Consider the following 19,002-nt stretch of genomic DNA (forward strand, 5'->3'; position numbering starts at 1 on the left):
GAAGGTTGCGGGCCTTCGGCGTACCTCGATCACTATCCGAAGGGAACAGCATGGCGACACTCACCTTGCCCGAGGTTGTCGAGCTCGCGCGCGAAGCGCATCGGGGTCAGGTTGACAAGGCCGGCCGCGACTACTTCGACGGCCACCTGCGCCCCATCGCGGAGTCCCTCGCGGTCTTCGGGCCGGACGCCGTCGAGCTCGGCTGGGTTCACGACATCGTCGAGGACACCGGAATGAGCCTGACAGCGCTGCGTGAAGCGGGCGTGCGTGAGTCGATCGTCACCGCCGTCGACTCGGTCACCAGGCGTGAAGGCGAGCCGTACCTTGAGTTCATCGGGAGATCTTGCAACGACGAACACGGCCGGCAGGGGAAGCTGGCGGACAACGCCTGGAACCTGATCCTGAACCCGGATCTCGCCGCCGTAGATCCCACTCGGGCGGCATCGCTCCTGCGCGGTCGTTACGTGCCGGCGCGCGTGCAGCTCCTGGCCGCGAACGGTCTGCGTGAGGATTCGACGCAGGTGCTGCAGATGCAGGCTGTGCTGTACAGGCACCGCGAGCGGCTGCGGCGCTAGATCATCGCGGACTGGCGCACGGAGTCAGCGACCTCGTCCCAGTCGACGACATCGAGTCCGCCCTCCGCGAGCAGAACGTCACGCGCCTCGTGTGCCGCGGACCAGCGGCCTCCGTGCGTGCGGTGCACTGCCTGATCGACGAGCTCGCGCAGCGCGTTGAGGTTGCCGGCGCGGACGCAGTCGGCCGCGTGGGAGGCGACGCGCTGGCGGGATCCGAACGCGGCCAGTTCCTCGCCCTCGCTGATGATCCAGGTTGCCACGGTCTCGGTCGCGTACTCGGAGATGCTCATGTCGGCATGGTGGGGCTTGGCGGCCTGGATACAGCCGCGCGGCGCGATGCGCGCTATGGGCGGGGGCTTCCGTACGGCAGGTCGCGGTACTTCTCGTCGAACTCGCTGATGATGCGTTCAACGATCCGCATCCCGGACAGTCGTGGGTCGGGGCCCGGGTCGATGAGTCCGTACTCGTACGAGTTGATGTCGGTGTCCCGGGTGCCGTCAGGCCGCACCCAGTCGACGTCGAAGAACCAGTCTCCGTCGACGTAGAAGACGTGCCCGCGGAGCCGGGCGTCGGTGGACAGGACCTCGGTGTCGTCGCTCATGGCGCGCACCGTAGACGGATCTCGAGCGCTGACTGTTCCGCGACGCGGGCGGGCTCGAAGACACGATGGAACCGTGCGGGCCGCCGGTGCGTCTAATGGGTATGGACCCTGACACCGATGCAGCGCTCCGGCGCCGCGCGCTCGATGCCCTGCTCGTAGCGGAAGGCGGTCGTTTCGACGACATGCCACCGGCGCCCTGGCTTGATGCGCGCATCATCGAGGCGATCCGCGCTGCGCCACCCCCACCGCGCCCGGTTGAATCACGCGAGCGTCACCTCGCGGTCAGAGCCTCTCGCGCACCCCTTCGGGTGGACGCCTGCCCACGTACTGATCGCTCGTCGGGTCGAACTTGAGCGCATCCGGATCACGCACGACCTCGCCCGACGCGAGCCTCTTGTCGAGACCGATCCGCACAAGCCCCTGAAGCTCTTCCACGGTGAATATCTCGAGGTCGACGAAGCCCCGGTCACGCCCGGTCACCTTCTCTTCCTCGAGCTGGGCCTTCGACTTGCGGTCGAGTTTGAACCACTGGCGCGTGTACAGACGCGGCACCGCGTCCGAGACCGACTCCTTGAAGGAGCCCCAGTGCCGGCCGGCGCTCGCCGGACCGTGGGCGGGGCTCAGCGTCTCGCCCGGAGCCCAGCTGAAGTAGCTCTGGAGCTCCACGGGCTCGTGTCCCCGTCGGAGGTAGAGTCCGCGGCCGGGGTAGCGGTGCCCGCGCAGGGTGAGCTCACCGTCCATCAGTTCGCGCCCGAGGAGTGTAGACACCTGGCGCGCGACGAAGGGGCCGGTCCGGCCCAGCAGAACCACCTGGCTGTTCTGCCCCCAGCTTGTGGGGATCCTGTCATGTGTCAGGACCACCAGGTGGATTCGGACACCCGGTCCGTTCGCGAGCAGGTCGCTGACCATCACGTCGATCGCAGCCAGATCACGCTTCGTTCGGGTGATCTCCCACGTCCGGCGCACGCTGGCCGCGTCGTCGAGGATCACAAACAGCGGCGTGAGGTCGCGGAGCTGGGGCTTTTCGAATGCCGCCTCGTGCTTGCGCTGCTTCAGGATCTGGTGAGCGAGCACCACCGTTGCGAGGTAGTCGGTGCTACCAGCGCTCGCGCCACTGCCCCCGGCGAGCACGCCGGGAACGGGCAGCTCGGCACCGACGTGGAAGGCGCGGTAGGCGTAGTAGTCGAGACCGTGGCCGTCGCCCAGGATCACCTGACCTCCCGCGGCGCGGATCTGCTCTACCAGGCCGCGGGCGAGAACGCTCTTCCCGGCTCCTGTGCCGGAGACGCACAGGAGGTTCCGGTCGACGATCGGGCTGAATTCGACCGGCCCCTCGGCGCCGACGCCGAGTTTGAGCGTCCACTCCGGGTACTGCTGCGCAGCCGCGCCGGACGACGACACGACAGACCAGTTCGGCGGGTAGGCGAGCGCAGGGATCCGCTCACTGGGCGGTTCGACCGCGGGGACGCGCTGCACCGCGGGGTCTGGGAACTCGTGGCGGCGCCGGCTCGGACTGAGCTTGTCGAGGAGCTTCATGGCGCGGACGGTACTGCTGAGGAGCGCGCGGCCGTCAGCTCGGCGCGCTCGCGATCAGCGCGCTTCGTTCGCCCTAGCGCTGCGAGGTGGCTTCGTCGAGGATCCGCATCAAGTTCTCCAACAGAGCGTCCGCGCGGTCCTCGACGCTGTCGAGCGCCTCCGTGACCGTGTCGAGCGAGTCGAGGGCCCGCCGCCGCGCCGCGACACCACGGGTGAACGCATCCGGGTCGAGAGTCGGCACGGCCAACTTTTCTGGGACGGGCGCCCCATTCTCCGGCGCCGAGGACGCGACACGTGCAGGTAGAGGAGCTGTTCTGGTCTGCTCGCCTGCGAGCAGGCGGGTGACGATCGCGCCGACCGCGGACGCGGACAGGGTGTCATCGTCGAGCGGCGGCGCGCACCATCGGTCGAGCGGTGTGAAGAGCGGGAGGCCGGCAGGAGGCTCGCCCAGCCCTCGGATCGCAGCGCCCTCGAGCAATGCTTGCGTCGCGCGCGTGGTCGGTACGGCGTGCTGGATGGCGCGCACCGCGATCCAGTCCTCAAGCACACGTCGCGGCGATGTCGAGCCCTGCAACAGTTCGCACGTTATTTCGATTTCGTCAGCGCCGTCTCGAACTATGATCGAATCTCCGCGGGTATCCGCGGCCGACAGATCTCCGCACTTCATGGCTTCCACCTGCACGTGTCGCGTCCCTGCGGCTACGAGCAGAAGCAGCATCCGGTCTCGGCGAGCGAGCAGCTGAGTCTCCCAGCGGTCCCCGTCCTCGAGCCGGTTCAGCGCCGCGATCACGCGAGGGACCGCCCGTTCACGACGTCCGCGGCGGCGCCGATCCAGGAGCTCGCGCACGCGCACAGCGTTGCCAGGGGGCGAGAACCCGCGCTGGCGGTGCACCTGGTTGATGACGCTGACCCGGCGCCGTTGGGTGGCCACGACAGCTGGGCAGGCGCTGATGAACTCGGCGAGATCGAGCGGCCGTGCCGGCAGCTCGTTCCTGCCGGTCGCCCTGCACCAGTCCGTGAACAGAGACCACACCGCGGCGTCGCGCTCGCCGCCAGCCATCACAGCCCCAGCGAGGTGACCGCGTTGCCGATCAGCGGCGCTTCCTCGCGGGCGTAGCGTTCGACCATCGCCGCTGACCGGTGATCGGTCTGTCGCATGATGGCGTGTGCGTCGGCGCCGTTGCGGAACGCCTGCGTCACGAAGCCGGCCCGCAGCGAGTGCGCCCCGAGACGTTCGACGAGTTCGGGGCTGTACCCCGCACCGAGCGCGCGCCGGCAGACGATCGCGTGGATGGACGCCTCGGACAGTCCGCGCGCCGCGACAAGCCCGTTCTGCCCGATGGGGCGGAAGAGGGCACGCCGGGGTCCGATCCGCGGGTGGGCGCCACGACAGACATGCAGCTCGCCGAAGGGCAGCGCGGAAGAGGCGGTCCGGATCACCGCGGTGCGACCGCCGGCGTCGGCTGCTTCGACGATCTCGGCCCACCGGGTGTAGGCGCAGGGCGGGCAGTTCCTCGGGTCCTGCGTGCGTGGGACGGCATGCCGCCGCCCCAGTCCTTCTTGATCGGTCTTCGAGCGGCTCTTGTACAGGTGCAGGCCGTCGAGAGGGTGGAGCTGCACGTCGCGTCCGGTGAAGTTCGCGAGCTCCTCGCGGCGGAAGGCGCCGGCGAACCCGATGAGCAGAACGGCGGAGTCGCGACGCTCGAAGACGTCCGCCGCCCACCCTTCGACCTGTTCGCGAGCTGCGGAGATGATCGTGACGATGTCATCGGTGAGGAGCGGGGCTCGCGCATTACGTGGCCTGTCCCCCGCGTCCGCGTACTCGCGGCGGATTCCTCCGAGCGTCGCTTTCACGATCTCCGTGTTGGTGGGCGGCTCAGCGATTCCCGCGCGTCGATGACGGTCGCCGATCGCCGCCACCCACTTCGTGAGCGTCGAGGTTGCGTAGGTGCGGGTGCCGTCCGGCTCGAGCGTGTCGGCGGCGTCGACGAGGTAGGCCGCGACGACCGCCGGCGCGGCCGGCAGCGCCTGGTACTTCTCGCGCGCACACCACTCGGTGAAGCGGCGCCAGGCGCTGTCGTACGCTCGAACAGTCCCGGGTGCGTGCGCGCGTCCAGCGGCCCGCGCGATCCGCTCGCGCAATGCGATCGGCAGATCAGGGACGGGCCCAGGCACGATCTGCGCCGGCACCAGCATGTGCAACAGGTTAGCGGGCTCCTGGACTATCGCCGCGCCCCGGCGCACGCAACCACGCGGCGCCGGATACCCTCCGGCGAACATCAACGAGAGGTGAACCCGTGAGCGCAGCGTCGAACAACCCGCACGGTGTCGAGAAGGGCCAGGTGTGGGCCGACAACGACAAGCGCATGGCTGGACGGGAACTGCGGGTCCTCGAAGTCGGCGATACGCACGCGACCGTCACCGAGATCAACGACACCAGCGGGCGGACCACGCAGATCCGTCTCGACCGGTTCAAGCCGACGAGCACCGGGTACCGGCGAACGCTCTAACTGGGGTTGAGTTTGGCGGAGCACGTGAACTATGAGCGGCCGGATCGGGCCCTACAGATCGGCGATCGCATCGCGCACATCAACGATCCACGGAAGGTCGGCACCGTAGTGGAGATCGAGCCGGAGGCCGTCGCGGAGTGGCCTCACCTGGAGCTCGGCACATACCGCGAACCGGTCCTGGTCGCTGATGCGACGCGCCTCGTGACGGGCGAGCCCGTGTTCCACGAGGGCGATCGCGTCGAGTCAGTCACCGCTGGCACGAAAGGCACCGTCACCCACGTGGAGAAGGCGCGGGAAGGTGGGTTCGTGTGGGTCTTGTACGAATCGTCCGTCCGGCCACGCCGGGAGTACTCGACAGCGATCAGGCCCGTCTGACAGCTTACTTCGCCGGCCGACGTTCGCGCCGGACTCGACTACTGGACCGCTAGGCCTCGGCGGCACGAGTCGATGCGCCCCACCTCGGACCCCGGGTGCGCAGGCCCTGCTCACTCGTCGGTGGATTCCGCGCCGGCAGCTTCGCGCGCAGCCTGCAGGTTCCGATAGAGCTGGTCCCGGTAGGCCACCTGCTCCGCGCGATCGGGCTGCCCGACCGCCATCAGCGCGACCGTGCAGGCGTGGTCGTACCGGCGCTGCAGCTCCTCGATGCTCACCGTCGCAGGCATGCGCTCCCCTACCTGATCCAGACTCGGGCGTAGTCGGCGCGGTCGTACAGTTCGTCGAGCAGTGCATTGAGGCGGTCCACCGGGGCCTCGTAGTGGCCTTCCCAGTCCGCTTCGATCTCGTCGAAGAACTCCGCGAGCTCCGCGACCTCGGAATCGTCGCTCGACCACCGGGACCGGCGCAGAACCTGCGCGATCGCCTTGCCGACCTCGATCGCGGCGTGCTCGTCAGCACCAAGAAGGTGCTTGATCTCGATGGTCTGGTCCCAGGTAGGGAGACCCCGCGCGTGCCGGTCGGTCGCCGCGCGATGGCAGTCGACAATGCTCTCGATCGTGCGAGGCATGCGCCTCTCCTTTTCGTTCGGACTCTCGACCAGCATGAGCCGCAGCCGGTCGGCTGATGTCGAGTCAACCGGGACCCTCGCAGAACCCGCGCCGCGCCGGCCGATGGGGCGCGGCGAGGTCCACAGGTACCGCGGCGCGCCGCGCGCGTGCTGCTGAAGCCGGGACTGGTACCACTGCGCTGCCGCATAACCCGCAATGAACGGAGCACCATGGCACTGGAAGTCAGCGTCACCAAGGTCAACTTCACTGTCCCGGCCGACAAGACCCAGGCAGCCTACCTCGCGGTGCTGGCTGCCGACGGCGAGACGCCGGAGGACTGGGGCTACGACACGCTCATCGACTTCCTGTGCCATCACGGCGAGCTCACGCCCACCGAGTACGACGACGGCAAGGTCGCCTTCCTCGACTGCCCGTGGGACCTCGACGACGAGGACTCGCTCGTGAGTCTCCTCGACCGACTCGCCCCGTTCGCCACCGAGGATTCGATGATCGAGTTCACGGCCCGCCACGAGGGCTCCTGGCGCTACATCGTCAAGAACGGCGAGCTGATCCGCCAGGACAGCAAGGAGGTGTTCGAGTGACGACCTTCGGGCCCAACAGCACCGTCGAGTTCCGCAACGGTGATGACGTCGTCAACGTCACGTTCACCTGGAGCGACAAAGACGGAGCGATCGTGTTCTTCCTGAACACCGACGAAATGAGCAGCGATCGCCCGCTGCGCGTCAATGTGAACGACGGGCCGGTGTTCAGTGCCCGCCCCGAGCACGGCGACCACGACTTCGACTACGTCGGCGAGTACCTGAGCGAGCTCAACCGCGCCCGCTGACTGACCTCACCGGCCCGACGAGGACGCCGAAGACGCGAGAGCCCGCCACCTTCACGGTGGCGGGCTCTCCTCGCTTGATCTACCGCGCGTACAGGGTCACGATCTCAGGCTCGGGTGCTGGCACGTTCGGCACGACCTTCTCCAGCCAGTCCGGATCGAATACCACTCCTTCAACCAAAGTCGGCTGCAGCGCGGCGACGCCGACCTCGACAAGCGCTCTCACCTCATTCGTGGGCGTGAAGGTCAGTCGTAGAAGGTCATTCGGCCACAGTCCTCCCGCGCGATCGATATTGACCATCAAGCCCCAGTCGGCCCCGGACTCTTCGCCACGGACCCTCGGGGCCCAAATTTGCGCAAACGCTGCCGGATCGTAAGGGTCAGCGCCGAGATCGATGTCCGAAGCGGACATCCGCACGTCTTGATCATTCAGATCGAACGCCGCCCCCTCTAGAGCTTGTTCCCTTGTGTCCGCACCGTGAAACCACTTCTTGGGAAGAGTCCCCGAATTGGCCCCTTTTTCCAAGAAGTCGTTGATTAGATTCGCGACATCGGAAGCGCTCAACTCGCGTCGAGGCCACCAGAAATTCACAGCCTTGACAGTATTCTTTTCTATCAAAATGTCACCCGTCCCTTCGGGGCATAAATCGCGGTGTGCACGCCACCCTGAACCACGCCCATCGCATTGGCGAAAGCGGCTTGCGCTTGCGGTGTCGAAGTATACACCTGGAATGGAATCCCTAGCGCCCGCGCGGTCTGCGCCTCCTTAACTATCGCAGCTATGGTGCTTTTGGCAAACGGAAGAAATTCACCGTTCGAGCCGACGATGGAGGCGTACCCGTGCTTCGCCTCCAGCAGTGCACCGTTGGCGTACCCGTCGAAGTTCTTGCCACCCGCTCGATATACCCATCCGCGCTGAACGAACGTCACCGCCTCTTCGTAATAGTCAGCGGCTGGCTGGCCGGACGGCCCAACGTAGATCCACTGCCCCGGTCCGCCGTCAGTCTCACCCTGCACCGGCGTCCGCATCGGAACAACCTGTCCAGGCAGTTGGAAGGTCGTCCCGTTCAAATTGGCCGTGTGCTGGCGAATAGATACGGCGTCGCCCGGCTTGAGCCCGGGAAGCACACCCACAGTCTGTCCCGCAACAACCGTACTAATGAGCGGCCGGGGCTTACCATTAACAGTCGCGGTCACCAAACTGGCGATCGCCAATCCGTTCGGTGACATGTCCCTGAAGTAGATTGAGCCGGTAGACTGATCCCAGACCAATTGCCCGGGCACATTTCCCTGGTTCGACGCCACGCCAATCGCTTCGCCGTCCATCAGGTGGATCGGCGCATCACCACCGCCATCGTTTCCCGGCCCGGGGGTGCCGCGAGGTGGCGAAGGAGGCGGGTCGATCTTTCCCGGGTCATTGTTGCCCGGATTCGGGTCCGGGATCCTTCCGCCGTTACCGGGGCCGGGCAGTTGCACGGGCTTGCTGACCGCGGTGGCGTTCGAGTACAGCGTCCGCGTCACGTTCTCGGACACGACCTGTCCGTCGCGGACCGCGTCCGACGTCTTCTTCCGCCGGTACGTTCCAGCGAGCGCGGCGATCTCGGCCGCCTGGTACGGGGTGCCGGAGTTCTTCTCGCGGTCTTCGTCGCCGCTGCGCTGCTGGTCGTCGTCGTCGCGGTCGCGCGCCTTGCTCGAGGTCGTCGACGTGGTCGTCTCCGGTGTCGGGGTGCGCAGCCGCGGTGTGGTGGTCGGTGCCTGCGGGGTGGTCGCGGGCGTGTTCGGTGCGGTGGTGACCGGGTTCTGGCCGGTCTGCGGCGGGGTGGCCTGTCCGGTCTGCGGTGCCTGCTGCGGCTGGGTGGGGCCGCAGTTGAAGATGCAGCCGTTGGACGGGGTGTCGCCGGTGGGCATGGTCGGGACCTGCCCCTGGACGGTCGGGGTGCTGCCGTTGCCCTGCTGCGGCGGGGTGTCCGGTGGGGTGTAGCCGGGCACGGTCGTGTTCGGTGCCTGCGGGGCGGTGGTGTTGCCGCCGTTGCCCTGGGTGGGCTGCGGGCCCATGGTCGGCTGCGGGCCGCAAGTATTGCTGCCGTCCGGGCACGGCGCCGCGTTGGCCGGCGCATCGGACAGACCAGCCGGGAGAAGCACGAGAGCGGAGGCGACGCCGACCGCGCCGATCGCGGCGGCGACCCGGGCGCCGGGCGAGGCGGGCCCGTCACCGGAATGGAGCGTCGGGTTCGAGTCGCGGAGCTCGCGGACGCCCTTCCAGAAGACGAGGCCGATGACGCCGGAGACGAGGAAGTAGCCGAGGAACACCACCGGCACCGGAGTCCAGTACCGGGCCGGTCCGAAGGTCAGCAGGAACCCGAGGATCAGCAGGACCGCGGCCGCGATGGTGATGGCCCACCAGCCGCCACGAGTGATGCCCGAGCCCGAGTCGGATCCCACCGCGTGCGCGGGTCCGTCGGCGGGTGCGGAGTCGGGTGCGGCGTCGCTGGGCTGCGCCGCGTGCGCGCCGGTGCGGGCGACCGGGAACTGCTCCGTGTCGCCGGCGCGGCCGGTGGGTGGATCGGATGGAGATGCCACTGGGTACCTCGTTTCGTGAGGAGAAGGGGGTGCTGATCGGCGGTGTTCACGATCAGCGGGAGGTGGGTTCACCAGAGCACGGCCGGGGGCGCGGGTTCAACGGTCCGGCGGGGTCTTGCGCGGTCTTGCGGCACCGGACCGCTGGTCACAGCATTCTCCGTGATCAAACCGTGACCTTCTGGGTGGGCGTCCGGGGACCCGCAAGAGGCGCGGGTCTTGCGGTCTTGCGGCCTCCAGCACCATCAGATGTAGGCCTTGCTCAAGAAGAACGCCCCGACCGCTAGGGCCGTGACGAGGACGACCAGGAGGGTGACGACAGCGAGAGCGAGTGGCTTGCGGTCGTACTCGTCCGGCGGATCCTCGGCCTGCCGCATCGCGGTGCTCTCCCCGCCGCCAGGTTCGGCGTCTGCCGCGAGCGAGCGCGCCCATGCCCGCCTCCAGCGGTCCGCCTCCCAGAGGGTGACCCGCTCGGCACCCAGCGGACCGTCGGTGGCGCTGCTGATGCTGCCGGCAGCGAGCCGCAGGTACGCGACGACGGGCTCGAGGTCCTCGAATCGCGAGGGGACGTGCCGGCCCGAGCGCCACGCCGACAGGCGCTGGCGGGAGACGCCCGACCCGGTCGCGACTGAGCTGATGCTCGGTTCGCCGGCCTCGATGAAGGCCCGCTGCAACGCCTGGGCGAGGTCCAGTTCCGCGGGATCGCTCACCGTCGCATCGCTTCGTACAGCTTCTGGATGTTCGACCAGAACAGCCAGCCCGCGACCATCGTGATGACGATGAACCCGCCCCATACCGGCCACGGACCGATCGCTTCGACCGCCTTCGGGAGCTGCGGCAATGTCACCGCGCAGCACACGATCAACACGGCGCCGGCGGCGAAACCCAGCGCATCCTTGAGCACGCTCCCGCGTCCCTGTTCAGCCATGCGCCCGCTCCCCTGCTCGGCGGCGCGCGGTCACCGGACCTGCACCAGCTGCTCGATGGCAGGTTTCGCCGGAGCAGGCTTCACGGGCGGCGTCACGGCCGACGACGACGGAGCCGGCGCGGGTGCGGGCTTCGACGGGGACGCAGCGACCGGCTTCGCGGCCGGTGCGGGGGCAGGCTTCTGGGCGGGCTTGACCGGCTCGGCCTTCTTGGCGGCGGCGATCGTGGTTCCGGCAACAGCCGGTGCGGGGGCCGGCTTCGGATCCTCGCTGACCTTCGGCGGATTCTTCGCCGGCCCGGGGTTGTCGCGCTCGATGAACAGCGGCTTGCCGTACGTGGTGATCGCGGAGTCACCCTGATCGGTCGACAGCGTCGCCGTGGCGTACGCCCGGACCTGCGCCCCACCGAGGCACGAGTCCATCGCGATCCGCGTCTCCTTGGTCACCACATACCCGGACTGCCCGGCGAGGCTCTTCTTCGCGATCGGGAAGTCCTTCGACGTTCCCGGCGCGATGGTGCCGGTCATGGTTCCCGACGTGGTGACCGTGTCACCGAGCGTCCCCGAGATACCCGGGGTGATGGACCCGTTCACCGAGCCGCTGCCCTGACCGCCGCTCGAACCGCCCTGCCCGCCAGCGGTGGCGCCGACCGTGCCGGAGAGCGACGGTGTCACCGAGGCGTTCACCGCGTTCGACAACGTGCCGCTGAGCTGCATGTTTTGCGGGGTTGCCGCGCACGCCAAGGTCAGACCCACCGTGATCGAGGCGCTGCGGATCGGCACCTTCGGCTTGTTCTTCGGATCCTTGAACTCGATCAGGCCTTCGCCGGCGATCGAGACTATCGCCTCATATGTGTTCAAGGCACGGCCGAGCGGGATGATCGACCGGAGCTCCTCCCCGTACTTCCACGCCCGGATCACATACCCCTCGCGAGTCTCGAGCGCCCGGGAGGTGTCGGCGAACAGTCCGGTCTTGATGGCGCCGGGCCGCGGCGCCTTGTCCGCCGAGGGCGGAGCCGCCGCGACCACGCCACCGGCGACCACGGTCGCTCCGACGACCCCGACGGCCGCCACTTTCCACAGTCGTGTGCGGATCCCGCGTTCTCGGCGCCTCTGCTCCAGGTTGCCCCGCCGCGCAGCCCGGTTCACTCCAGCACGGTTCACGTTGTCCCCATCCTCACTGAGTTCACATCAGTCCCATACAAAACTCCCGTAACACTGAACCAGACGTTCAGACTTATCGGAAGCCCCGCGAACGACCGTTACGCAATCGACACACTCGGAGCTCGCGATCCTGAATTGCCGTCACGTACCGCACTAGCCCGGAAACTTGCAGCTCAGGAGGCCGACGACGCCCTGCCCGCACTTGTTGTCAGGCCATCCAGTGGACGCCCCGACTCACGCCGAATCGTGATGTCTCGGTCACAGCGTCGCCGCCAGATGCCCGGTCCCGCCCGCATCGCCGGCCACGCATCCCGGTTCTCCCCAGCGCGTCGTCAACCTCCACTCCATGCGCTCTGCCAGGGTAGAAGCCGTGACCGGATCGAAGGAGACCGTCGCCGCGACGGACACCGCGATCCGCCGGCTCGCCTACCGCGGCCGCGGCATCCTCACCGCCCGCGCCGCCGCGGCCGCGGGCATCCACCCCGAAGCGCTCTTCCGCGCGAGCAAGCGCGGCACCGTCCACCCGAGCGACTACCGCGGCGTGTACTCCGTCTTCCCGCCGGAGCTCCTCTCCGCCCGCGACCGGCTGCAAGCGGCGTGGATCTCGATCGACCTCACCTCCCCGCCATGGGAACGCGTGCACCAAGCGGCGAACATCGTCTCCCACCACACGGCCCTGGACCTGCACGCCGGCCGCCAACCCGCCGAACCTTTCGAGTTCGTTCTCGGCTCCACCAGCCGCCTGATCAACCGGCCCGGCATCATCGCCCACCGACAGCCCATCGAGCCCGACGAGCTCACCCACGTCGACGGCCTCCCGGTGCAGACCGTCGGCACCGCGATCGTCGACCTCATGAGCACCTACCGCCCGCACCCTGAGCAGGCCGTGTCGCGTCTCCTCGCGTCCACGGTCGCGGCCGGCGCCGACTGGAGCGACGTCCCCACGCGCCTGGGCTACGTGCTCGGCAACCCCTGGTCCAAACACGACACCCGGCAGATCCTCGTCGACCTCTTCACCCGCACCGGCGCCAACCCCGCCCTCGTCCGGTCCGCGATCCTCGGCGTCGACTGGCACCGCGTCGGGTTCTGGCGCATCCAGATCAGCAAGAGCGACAACCGCACCGCCATCACCGACCTCTACGTCGACGCCCTCACCCACGCCTGCACGGCACTCTCGGCCCCAGACCGGATCGCTGCGGCCATCGACGCGCAGGCCTACCTGCACCGGTTCTCCGCCGCGACCAGCGCTCGCATCGCCCTCTTCGAGGACACCCGCCAGGAACGAATCCGGCTGCGCGCGCCCGAGGCCCCCACGACAGCACGAGCGGCCGCGCCCGCCGCCACGCCGCTCGCCGGCACCGCGATCGACGAGGCCCGCGACATCATCACCGAAGTCGCCCGCACCCACGACGGTCTCGTCACCACCGCAGAGGTCGGCCGGCACGGGGTGAACCCGCAACAGCTGCGCACCTTCGTCGCCGAAGGCCTGATCCGCCGCACCGCGAACCGCGGCGTCTACACCACCAGCGCCCGCGCACTCACCGGCCTGCACCGGCTCCGCGCAGCCTGGTACGCCGCCGACACCCGCACCCCGATGGACGAACGCGTCGGCACCCTGCGCGAGGTGATCACCGGCCCCACCGCTCTCGACCTGCACGCCGGCCGCACTCCCGCGGCGCCGTACCACCTGGCGCTCGGATCGAAGACGCGCCACATCAACCGCGTCGACGTCGTCGCGCACCGCACCAGACCGCTCGCCGCCGAGGACGTCACCGAGATCCATGGCATGTCGGTGACCACCGCGGCCGCCACGGGCGAACTTGGGTGCGGTCTCTGACCTGCACGTGTCGCGTCCTTCAGGCGCCTGAACCCCGCACTACCCTCGGGAAGTATGGCGGCGGATGCCGCCGGTCGCCGATGATCCACGCATGCCCTTCGAACTACGTCCACTGTCCACGCTCCCGTACCCGCACGCCATGGCCCGGCGCACCACCTACGAGCGCGGCGTCTCCGAATGCCCCTACTCCCGCGACGCGATCAAGGGCCTGCTCCCCCGCGGCGTCGAGCCGACCGACGAGACGATGGCCGCCGCGTACGCCCGCGAAGACCTGCGCGAGCGGGCGAACCGGCTGTGCCCGATGCACCGCGGCGACATCCACCGCGCCCAGGCCGCCGCGCTCGCGCTGCTGGACCGGTTCGGCTGGAACGATCCGGAGGTGGCTGACCGATTCCCTGATCTCCCGCAGTGGCTCGAGCTCGACGAGACCGATCGCCGGCTCGCGCGCTGGCTTCTCGCGCCCGATGACCTGGTCCGGCTGCACACGAACTCGTCGGGATCCTCGATCATCGGCCAGCACCGCACCTGCTTCGCCCGGGCGGCCGGCGCGGAGTCCGTGCTGGTGTGGATCCGCCCCGGGCAGCAGCTGCGGTGAACAGCCCGCTTTGGGGGAAGTGTTCGTCAGGCACCTCCCTCAAAGCAGGCCTCAAATGCGGGGCGTCAGCCGAGGCCCAGCATGCTCATGCCGAAGTGCAGAACCGCGGAGCTGGCGGTCCAGTGCAAGAACCAGCCGTCGAGCGCGATCAAGAGCATCAGGACGGGGATGAGCCAGATCAGTCGGTCGGTGTTGCGGTGCATGGGTGCCTCCTTCGTGGCGACCCGGACGTCCCGGGTCGCAGGAGTATGAGGTATGGGAAACGGTACGCAAGTCTGTGCCGATCAGCGCAGGTCAGAAGGTCTGCGACCGCAGCATCGCCTCGCCGGTGACCGCGCGCCGGAGGACGCACCGTCGCCCCCCGCCAACTACGCTGACACGCCATGGGCAACGAGAACCTCACCGTCGCGGACCTCGCCGGCGTGGTGTACTCCTCCGGCAAGGTCTTCGACGGCCTGTCCACCGGCCGGCTCGACACGGAGAACTTCCTCCGCTCGGGCAACCTCGACGGCGTCACCTCCCGCCACGACCTCAGCCTCCTCGAGGATCTGCGCGATGCCGCCCAGTACGTGATCGACCACCTCGGGGCCCGCGTGGACGCCGACTTCGTCCGCGGCCTCAACGCGACACTCACCCGCAGCGGGTCGATCGAGCCCGGCCAGTTCCGCCGCGCCGACGCGAGCATCGGCGTCGACACGGTCTACGGCCGCCACCAGCCACCGGCCCAGGACCAGGCCACCCTGCAGGCGGTGATCGACAGCGCTCTCGCCAAGGCCGCAGTTCGCGACCAAGCGATCTCCCTGTTCGTCGCGCTGGCGAAGGCCCAGCCCTTCGGCGACGGTAACAAGCGCACGGCCCTCTTCACGGCCAACGCGGTGCTGCTCGGCTCAGGCGAGCGCGCGGTCCTGACCGTCCCCGTAGACGCGACCGACCCCGGTGTCGCGAAGGAGTTCAACGACCGCCTCGCCCGCGCGTACATCCACGACGAGAACGGGCCCGTCGAGGCGATGCTGCGCGAGCAGGGCATCACGCCGCTCTGACGCGTGCATCTGCGGCGGAGCGAGGTCATGGATGCCGCACCCGCTGCCCGTTCACGCGCGTGAGGGTCCCGGTCAGATCGCCGGCGGCGACGCGCTCGACCAGCTCGCGTTCCTCGGCCGTGGGCGGGTTCAAGCGCAGGTGCGCGACGGCCCACCAGCGGTTCAGCACCCGGTCGATGCGCGCGGTGTCGAAGTCGTCGTCGGCCTCTGCCAGCGCGATGCGGAACTCGGCGTCGAAGTCCGGGAGCTCGTCCGGCGCCGCGGTTCGGAGCGCGTCGCGGATCGCCGGCCCGGTGCGCTCGACGCGGATGTACTCGGGGAGATCCACCGTCAGCGCTTGTTGTTGATGATCTGATTCACACGAGACGGGGTGATGCCGAGCTGTCGAGCGATCTCGGACTGACTCATGCCCGACTCAACGACGGCGAGCACAGCCTCGCGCCGGCGCTCTTCGACGATCCGATTGATGGTCTGTGCCGCGGTGGACTCGGCTCGGACGTCTGTAAGGAGCTGTCGTGCCTGTTCCTCGTTCACGCTGCGCCCTTTCAGTGCGAAGTCTGGCCTGGGTGCCTGACTGCCTGGGCCACCGGGTCGCCCAACTGCGACTCGCAACCGTTGCTCCAGCAACGGACCGCTACTCCAAGACACTACAAGGCACCACCTGCGTGTCCTCGAGGTCGGTGGTCACCCGGCGTGTGGCGCGAATGTACGCCCGCTCGACGGCCTCGTCGAAGCTCATCGACCCTTCGATCGCACTGCGCAGGTCGGCGTCGGCGGACGGGCTCGACACGGTGTGCCCAGCGGCGGCGAGGCACCAGTTACCGAAGGCGAACGCCTCCTGAGCGGCTGGAGTCTCGAACCTCGAAGCCATGCCCACTCCCTTCCCATGCCCCCGTTGATCCTCTCGCGGATCCATGCGACGTTCCAGATGCGACGTCGAACGTGCCCCCGCTGATCCTCGCGGACCCGAGCCCGAACGGCTGACCTGCGCCTACAGCCACATACCGCGCCGTGGACGTCGAGCGAAAACTGCTCTACCTGCACGAACGGAGGAGCTGCTGCGGGAAAGACACTTCTCGTCGGTCATCGCGCATTTTCTGCGGGTGACTGGGCACCTTCGTGCTGGACGTGCTTCAGGCGCGCGCAAGCGCCCTGTTCGGCCGTCGCATTCGGTTGCAGAGGCAGCACCTCAGGATCGCCGGATGAGGGGCCTCGATCAGGAGCGTTCAGGCAGGTCAGATGGCGTAGACAGCGCTGGACCAGGACGTGCACTGCTCGACGAACAGCCCCAAGGGCTGCAGCTTCCGACGCAGTTCTTCGCCGAGCTCCGGCTCGTCGTAGGCGTAGTTGAAGACCGGCGCGTGATCGCCGCCGTCATGGGTGATCACGAGCAGCGAGTCAGTGCCGTACTCCTCGCCTCGATCGACCCACTCCTGCGGGGTGTAGAACCTGCCGCCCCCGCCGTGGTACGTGCGTCCGGTCTCGGTGAGGTAGGCGAGGATCGTCTCGGCGGCCGAGCGGCCCTTCGGCGAGAGTCCGTCCGGGATCGGCCAGCTGGTGGTGTCCATGCCGGGCAGGCTCACACACGCCGCCCGCAGATGAGCGACGAGGCGCGCCAGCACTTACCGGGTGGCGCCGGGCCCGTACCGCTCGATCATGCCCGCCAGCCACTCCACACCGACCGGGTTCGCGGAGTGCACACGCACCGTCGCGGGCCAGCCGCCGTGCTCGGCGAGGTGCAGCACGATCGGCCGGCTGGTGTCTTCGCCGCCGAGGTCGTGGTCGAGGCTCAGCTCGTCGACCTGGGCGCCAGCCTGCAGGATCGCGAGTGCTTCGGCGCTGGTGCGCGCGACGGTCCAGGTGTCGTCGGGCGGGGCGCGGAGGTCGTCGACGAAGAGCTTCACGCCTCGTCCTCGTCGCGCGAGTGCCTGCGGGCACCACGAAGGATCTCCACTCGCAGTCCCTCCGGAAGCATCTCCGCCCGCGGGCGGATCTGGATCTCGCCCGCGGCTTCCCGTGCCCGCAGCTGCGCCTGCTCCTCGGCCGGCAACGTGGCGACGTGCTCGGCGGCGATGCTCGCGCTACCGGGCGCAGGTTCGAAGAAGCCCGGCGTCGGCGTCGGGTGCACGTCCGGGCAGTCGGCCATGCAGCATCCGCACTGGCTCCAGTGGGCGTGCGAGGCATCGGCCTCCTCGCTGGCGATCGACGGGTTGGTGCAGCGACCATCGGGCGAGTCGATGTGGTCGCGGCGATCGCAGTCGCAGAGCTCAGGCATCTCGTGATCGTGGCACTTGGCGTCCATCGACGGCGACAGGTTTTCCGCTACCCGTCCGCGCTGGTGAAGCACCAGCCGAGCTCCCCGAGGTGGTACTTCCCGCCGGCGTCCGGTTCGAGCCGGACCTGCTCGTTCTCCCCTTCGCGACGGATCACGGCGACCTGACCGTCCCACCGCAGGCTGTCGTCGTCGAGATCGCCGACGACGGCTTCGAGGGTCTCCCGGTCCACGATCGGGGTGTCCCAGCCGTTCCACGGCTTGTCGAAGCCCCAGCAGCGGTACGCGCCGGCGCTGTGCCAATCGCCGGTGAACGTGAACGGCGGCGCCCCATCGGGGACAACCTTCAGCAGCTCGAACCCGGCCTCGAGGAGGTACAGGCCGTCGCCGTCGGCGGGGTAACGCTCCTCGTTGACCACGGCGACGTCACCGTCCCAGCGCAGCGTCGCACCAGGAACCGACTCGACGAGTTCGGTGAGCTGCTGGATGGTGACGACGGGGACCGCCCAACCGTCCCACGGGTCGGAGAACCGCACGGCGGCGAAGGTGCGGCCGGATCCCACGAGGGTGAACTGCTCAGTCATGCCGGCCAGGGTAGATGCCTTGCCGACGAGTGCGCGTGAGCGGCGCGTCGTGCTCTTGCGACCTCAGCGTCAGGTGCGAGGAGCTTCATGCCCAGCGGTTTCGGGCACAACTAAGCCCCGGCGCTCTGGGCGATCCGGGGCTGGTTCTGTGAGTTCTTCTCGGGCTGCTTCTGCTGCTGCTGCTTCTGCACCGAGGTCGTGATGAGTTCGCGCCCGTGGGCGGCGAGGGCGGCGGCGATCAAGTCGCGATTGAAGCCGACGCGGTCGGTGATGATGCGGGTGACGCTGGGGTCGGCGAGCAGTTCGAGAAGCCGCTGATTGGAGCCGTCATCGTCAGCCGCGGAGGTCTCGATCCGCATCCCGTGCGCATCAGCCCAAGCGCGGACCGCGTCGACGCGCTTCGAGCAGGCCTCGGGACTTCGGCCCGCCACGTAGGCAGCCGTTTTCGGCTTCGGCGCTGGAGCTTGCTCGGGCGAGGATGGTTCGTCTGGGACCTCCACCACGATCCTGCGGCCCTCTCGGCGTGCGGGGTGCGGAAGGGTCCCGGCGTCGAACCAGCGGCGCGCGGTGGCATAGCTGATGCCGTGCCACGGCGCGTACTCCTTCAGGTTCATCGTCGTCATGCGCAAGAGCATAGCTCCACGAGCTCTCAATGACCACTGATGAGCACTCGATAAATACTGTTGACTACTCGCGAGCGCTCACGTAGCGTTGCACCCATCGTCGAATCGGGAACGAGAAATCGCGCCTGCTTCGACAGCGACGCCCAGCTCAGGCCGGGTGTTGCCTGCCACTTGAGAACTTCAGAGTGTGTGATGCGCCGCCCTGCTCGGGTGACGACTCACGCCGCCTCGGCGACCGGGTCTTCTGCGGAAGAATTTGACCGGTCAGCCAGACGTGCTTGGGCTGTCATCCTCCCGAGAGAGGGCGGTGCGCCGGGTGCCGCCATGCACCCGGCA

General features: G+C 68.5%; 29 protein-coding genes. 8 read left to right on the forward strand and 21 right to left on the reverse strand.

Annotation, left to right across the window (positions count from 1 at the left end; genetic code table 11):
* The first annotated feature begins 50 nt into the window (after positions 1-50).
* The gene (locus BLW32_RS14510; protein ID WP_068739992.1) at positions 51-575 is read left to right on the forward strand and encodes a hypothetical protein; all 525 of its coding nucleotides are present in this window, start codon (positions 51-53) and stop codon (positions 573-575) included.
* On the opposite strand, the gene BLW32_RS14515 is transcribed toward BLW32_RS14510, so the two are convergent.
* The 5 genes from BLW32_RS14515 to BLW32_RS14535 form a co-directional block, all read right to left on the reverse strand.
* Positions 572-865, reverse strand: coding sequence for a hypothetical protein (locus BLW32_RS14515; protein WP_068739994.1), 294 nt, complete (start codon positions 863-865; stop codon positions 572-574). The two genes, BLW32_RS14510 and BLW32_RS14515, sit on opposite strands and share 4 nt — an antisense overlap.
* 53 nt (positions 866-918) lie before the next feature.
* Positions 919-1,176 (reverse strand): hypothetical protein, encoded by a 258-nt coding sequence (locus BLW32_RS14520; protein WP_068739996.1) that lies wholly within the window; start codon positions 1,174-1,176, stop codon positions 919-921.
* Positions 1,177-1,458: 282 nt separating this feature from the next.
* Entirely contained in the window at positions 1,459-2,712 is a 1,254-nt protein-coding gene (locus BLW32_RS14525) for a hypothetical protein (RefSeq protein WP_068739998.1), read from the reverse strand.
* Positions 2,713-2,785: 73 nt separating this feature from the next.
* A complete protein-coding gene (locus tag BLW32_RS14530; RefSeq protein WP_068740000.1) occupies positions 2,786-3,772 on the reverse strand; it encodes a site-specific integrase in 987 nt (328 codons plus the stop codon).
* Entirely contained in the window at positions 3,772-4,908 is a 1,137-nt protein-coding gene (locus BLW32_RS14535; RefSeq protein ID WP_068740001.1) for a tyrosine-type recombinase/integrase, read from the reverse strand. Before BLW32_RS14535 ends, BLW32_RS14530 begins: the two co-directional genes overlap by 1 nt.
* 101 nt (positions 4,909-5,009) lie before the next feature.
* Between BLW32_RS14535 and BLW32_RS14540 the strand changes: the two genes are divergently transcribed.
* Complete coding sequence (locus BLW32_RS14540; protein ID WP_068740003.1) at positions 5,010-5,222, forward strand: DUF6354 family protein; 213 nt, start codon at positions 5,010-5,012, stop codon at positions 5,220-5,222.
* Positions 5,223-5,234: 12 nt separating this feature from the next.
* Positions 5,235-5,597, forward strand: a complete 363-nt coding sequence (locus tag BLW32_RS14545; protein ID WP_139286176.1) for a hypothetical protein — start codon at positions 5,235-5,237, stop codon at positions 5,595-5,597.
* A 110-nt stretch (positions 5,598-5,707) separates the two neighbouring features.
* Here the strand turns inward: BLW32_RS14545 and BLW32_RS27610 are convergent, their stop codons facing one another.
* On the reverse strand, positions 5,708-5,884 hold the full coding sequence (locus BLW32_RS27610; protein ID WP_175546296.1) for a DUF7461 family protein: 177 nt from the start codon (positions 5,882-5,884) through the stop codon (positions 5,708-5,710).
* Positions 5,885-5,892: 8 nt separating this feature from the next.
* Positions 5,893-6,225, reverse strand: coding sequence for a hypothetical protein (locus BLW32_RS14550; protein WP_068740007.1), 333 nt, complete (start codon positions 6,223-6,225; stop codon positions 5,893-5,895).
* A 210-nt stretch (positions 6,226-6,435) separates the two neighbouring features.
* Here BLW32_RS14550 and BLW32_RS14555 point away from each other — a divergent pair, with 210 nt between their 5' ends.
* Together BLW32_RS14555 and BLW32_RS14560 are read left to right on the forward strand one after the other, a co-directional pair.
* The gene (locus tag BLW32_RS14555; RefSeq protein WP_068740009.1) at positions 6,436-6,807 is read left to right on the forward strand and encodes a hypothetical protein; all 372 of its coding nucleotides are present in this window, start codon (positions 6,436-6,438) and stop codon (positions 6,805-6,807) included.
* Positions 6,804-7,052 carry a hypothetical protein gene (locus BLW32_RS14560; protein WP_068740011.1) on the forward strand — a complete coding sequence of 83 codons (249 nt, stop codon included), beginning with the start codon at positions 6,804-6,806 and terminating at the stop codon, positions 7,050-7,052. Before BLW32_RS14555 ends, BLW32_RS14560 begins: the two co-directional genes overlap by 4 nt.
* A 79-nt stretch (positions 7,053-7,131) precedes the next feature.
* Here the strand turns inward: BLW32_RS14560 and BLW32_RS27110 are convergent, their stop codons facing one another.
* The 5 genes from BLW32_RS27110 to BLW32_RS14585 all read right to left on the reverse strand — a co-directional run bounded on the left by BLW32_RS27110 (position 7,132) and on the right by BLW32_RS14585 (position 11,625).
* On the reverse strand, positions 7,132-7,641 hold the full coding sequence (locus tag BLW32_RS27110) for a hypothetical protein (RefSeq protein ID WP_139286177.1): 510 nt from the start codon (positions 7,639-7,641) through the stop codon (positions 7,132-7,134).
* Positions 7,642-7,664: 23 nt separating this feature from the next.
* Positions 7,665-9,629, reverse strand: a complete 1,965-nt coding sequence (locus tag BLW32_RS14570; protein ID WP_068740015.1) for a hypothetical protein — start codon at positions 9,627-9,629, stop codon at positions 7,665-7,667.
* Positions 9,630-9,871: 242 nt separating this feature from the next.
* Positions 9,872-10,336: a hypothetical protein gene (locus tag BLW32_RS14575; RefSeq protein WP_068740017.1), complete on the reverse strand. Its 465-nt coding sequence runs from the start codon at positions 10,334-10,336 to the stop codon at positions 9,872-9,874.
* A complete protein-coding gene (locus tag BLW32_RS14580; RefSeq protein WP_068740019.1) occupies positions 10,333-10,530 on the reverse strand; it encodes a hypothetical protein in 198 nt (65 codons plus the stop codon). Before BLW32_RS14580 ends, BLW32_RS14575 begins: the two co-directional genes overlap by 4 nt.
* 54 nt (positions 10,531-10,584) lie before the next feature.
* Positions 10,585-11,625, reverse strand: a complete 1,041-nt coding sequence (locus tag BLW32_RS14585) for an MspA family porin (RefSeq protein WP_068740021.1) — start codon at positions 11,623-11,625, stop codon at positions 10,585-10,587.
* A 460-nt stretch (positions 11,626-12,085) separates the two neighbouring features.
* Between BLW32_RS14585 and BLW32_RS14590 the strand changes: the two genes are divergently transcribed.
* Together BLW32_RS14590 and BLW32_RS14595 are read left to right on the forward strand one after the other, a co-directional pair.
* Positions 12,086-13,552 carry a type IV toxin-antitoxin system AbiEi family antitoxin domain-containing protein gene (locus BLW32_RS14590; RefSeq protein ID WP_068740023.1) on the forward strand — a complete coding sequence of 489 codons (1,467 nt, stop codon included), beginning with the start codon at positions 12,086-12,088 and terminating at the stop codon, positions 13,550-13,552.
* Positions 13,553-13,643: 91 nt separating this feature from the next.
* Positions 13,644-14,147 carry a hypothetical protein gene (locus BLW32_RS14595; RefSeq protein ID WP_068740025.1) on the forward strand — a complete coding sequence of 168 codons (504 nt, stop codon included), beginning with the start codon at positions 13,644-13,646 and terminating at the stop codon, positions 14,145-14,147.
* A 65-nt stretch (positions 14,148-14,212) separates the two neighbouring features.
* On the opposite strand, the gene BLW32_RS27615 is transcribed toward BLW32_RS14595, so the two are convergent.
* Positions 14,213-14,350: a hypothetical protein gene (locus BLW32_RS27615; protein WP_156486370.1), complete on the reverse strand. Its 138-nt coding sequence runs from the start codon at positions 14,348-14,350 to the stop codon at positions 14,213-14,215.
* A 180-nt stretch (positions 14,351-14,530) separates the two neighbouring features.
* Between BLW32_RS27615 and BLW32_RS14600 the strand changes: the two genes are divergently transcribed.
* On the forward strand, positions 14,531-15,187 hold the full coding sequence (locus BLW32_RS14600) for a Fic family protein (RefSeq protein ID WP_068740027.1): 657 nt from the start codon (positions 14,531-14,533) through the stop codon (positions 15,185-15,187).
* Positions 15,188-15,212: 25 nt separating this feature from the next.
* Here the strand turns inward: BLW32_RS14600 and BLW32_RS14605 are convergent, their stop codons facing one another.
* The 8 genes from BLW32_RS14605 to BLW32_RS27120 form a co-directional block, all read right to left on the reverse strand.
* Entirely contained in the window at positions 15,213-15,515 is a 303-nt protein-coding gene (locus tag BLW32_RS14605; RefSeq protein WP_068740029.1) for a DUF6247 family protein, read from the reverse strand.
* A gap of 2 nt (positions 15,516-15,517) precedes the next feature.
* On the reverse strand, positions 15,518-15,721 hold the full coding sequence (locus tag BLW32_RS27620) for a sigma factor-like helix-turn-helix DNA-binding protein (RefSeq protein ID WP_068740031.1): 204 nt from the start codon (positions 15,719-15,721) through the stop codon (positions 15,518-15,520).
* Positions 15,722-15,821: 100 nt separating this feature from the next.
* Positions 15,822-16,058 (reverse strand): hypothetical protein, encoded by a 237-nt coding sequence (locus tag BLW32_RS14615; protein WP_139286179.1) that lies wholly within the window; start codon positions 16,056-16,058, stop codon positions 15,822-15,824.
* Between the two features lie 364 nt (positions 16,059-16,422).
* A complete protein-coding gene (locus tag BLW32_RS14620) occupies positions 16,423-16,755 on the reverse strand; it encodes a hypothetical protein (RefSeq protein WP_139286180.1) in 333 nt (110 codons plus the stop codon).
* Positions 16,756-16,809: 54 nt separating this feature from the next.
* The gene (locus tag BLW32_RS14625) at positions 16,810-17,091 is read right to left on the reverse strand and encodes a cyclic-phosphate processing receiver domain-containing protein (RefSeq protein ID WP_068740037.1); all 282 of its coding nucleotides are present in this window, start codon (positions 17,089-17,091) and stop codon (positions 16,810-16,812) included.
* The gene (locus BLW32_RS14630; protein WP_139286181.1) at positions 17,088-17,462 is read right to left on the reverse strand and encodes a hypothetical protein; all 375 of its coding nucleotides are present in this window, start codon (positions 17,460-17,462) and stop codon (positions 17,088-17,090) included. The genes BLW32_RS14625 and BLW32_RS14630 overlap by 4 nt, the downstream gene beginning before the upstream one ends.
* Positions 17,463-17,509: 47 nt before the next feature.
* On the reverse strand, positions 17,510-18,043 hold the full coding sequence (locus tag BLW32_RS14635) for a hypothetical protein (protein WP_068740041.1): 534 nt from the start codon (positions 18,041-18,043) through the stop codon (positions 17,510-17,512).
* Between the two features lie 110 nt (positions 18,044-18,153).
* Positions 18,154-18,666, reverse strand: a complete 513-nt coding sequence (locus BLW32_RS27120) for a recombinase family protein (RefSeq protein WP_139286182.1) — start codon at positions 18,664-18,666, stop codon at positions 18,154-18,156.
* Positions 18,667-19,002 lie beyond the last annotated feature (336 nt).

Source organism: Tsukamurella tyrosinosolvens (assembly GCF_900104775.1).
GTDB classification, from domain to species: domain Bacteria; phylum Actinomycetota; class Actinomycetes; order Mycobacteriales; family Mycobacteriaceae; genus Tsukamurella; species Tsukamurella tyrosinosolvens.

Coding starts and splice junctions, on each gene's coding strand:
- BLW32_RS14510 (WP_068739992.1), top strand. CDS start 51: ATGGCGACACTCACCTTGCCCGAGGTTGTCGAGCTCGCGCGCGAAGCG.
- BLW32_RS14515 (WP_068739994.1), bottom strand. CDS start 865: ATGAGCATCTCCGAGTACGCGACCGAGACCGTGGCAACCTGGATCATC.
- BLW32_RS14520 (WP_068739996.1), bottom strand. CDS start 1,176: ATGAGCGACGACACCGAGGTCCTGTCCACCGACGCCCGGCTCCGCGGG.
- BLW32_RS14525 (WP_068739998.1), bottom strand. CDS start 2,712: ATGAAGCTCCTCGACAAGCTCAGTCCGAGCCGGCGCCGCCACGAGTTC.
- BLW32_RS14530 (WP_068740000.1), bottom strand. CDS start 3,772: ATGGCTGGCGGCGAGCGCGACGCCGCGGTGTGGTCTCTGTTCACGGAC.
- BLW32_RS14535 (WP_068740001.1), bottom strand. CDS start 4,908: ATGCTGGTGCCGGCGCAGATCGTGCCTGGGCCCGTCCCTGATCTGCCG.
- BLW32_RS27610 (WP_175546296.1), bottom strand. CDS start 5,884: ATGCCTGCGACGGTGAGCATCGAGGAGCTGCAGCGCCGGTACGACCAC.
- BLW32_RS14550 (WP_068740007.1), bottom strand. CDS start 6,225: ATGCCTCGCACGATCGAGAGCATTGTCGACTGCCATCGCGCGGCGACC.
- BLW32_RS14555 (WP_068740009.1), top strand. CDS start 6,436: ATGGCACTGGAAGTCAGCGTCACCAAGGTCAACTTCACTGTCCCGGCC.
- BLW32_RS14595 (WP_068740025.1), top strand. CDS start 13,644: ATGCCCTTCGAACTACGTCCACTGTCCACGCTCCCGTACCCGCACGCC.
- BLW32_RS27615 (WP_156486370.1), bottom strand. CDS start 14,350: ATGCACCGCAACACCGACCGACTGATCTGGCTCATCCCCGTCCTGATG.
- BLW32_RS14600 (WP_068740027.1), top strand. CDS start 14,531: ATGGGCAACGAGAACCTCACCGTCGCGGACCTCGCCGGCGTGGTGTAC.
- BLW32_RS14615 (WP_139286179.1), bottom strand. CDS start 16,058: ATGGCTTCGAGGTTCGAGACTCCAGCCGCTCAGGAGGCGTTCGCCTTC.
- BLW32_RS14620 (WP_139286180.1), bottom strand. CDS start 16,755: ATGGACACCACCAGCTGGCCGATCCCGGACGGACTCTCGCCGAAGGGC.
- BLW32_RS14630 (WP_139286181.1), bottom strand. CDS start 17,462: ATGCCTGAGCTCTGCGACTGCGATCGCCGCGACCACATCGACTCGCCC.
- BLW32_RS14635 (WP_068740041.1), bottom strand. CDS start 18,043: ATGACTGAGCAGTTCACCCTCGTGGGATCCGGCCGCACCTTCGCCGCC.
- BLW32_RS27120 (WP_139286182.1), bottom strand. CDS start 18,666: ATGACGACGATGAACCTGAAGGAGTACGCGCCGTGGCACGGCATCAGC.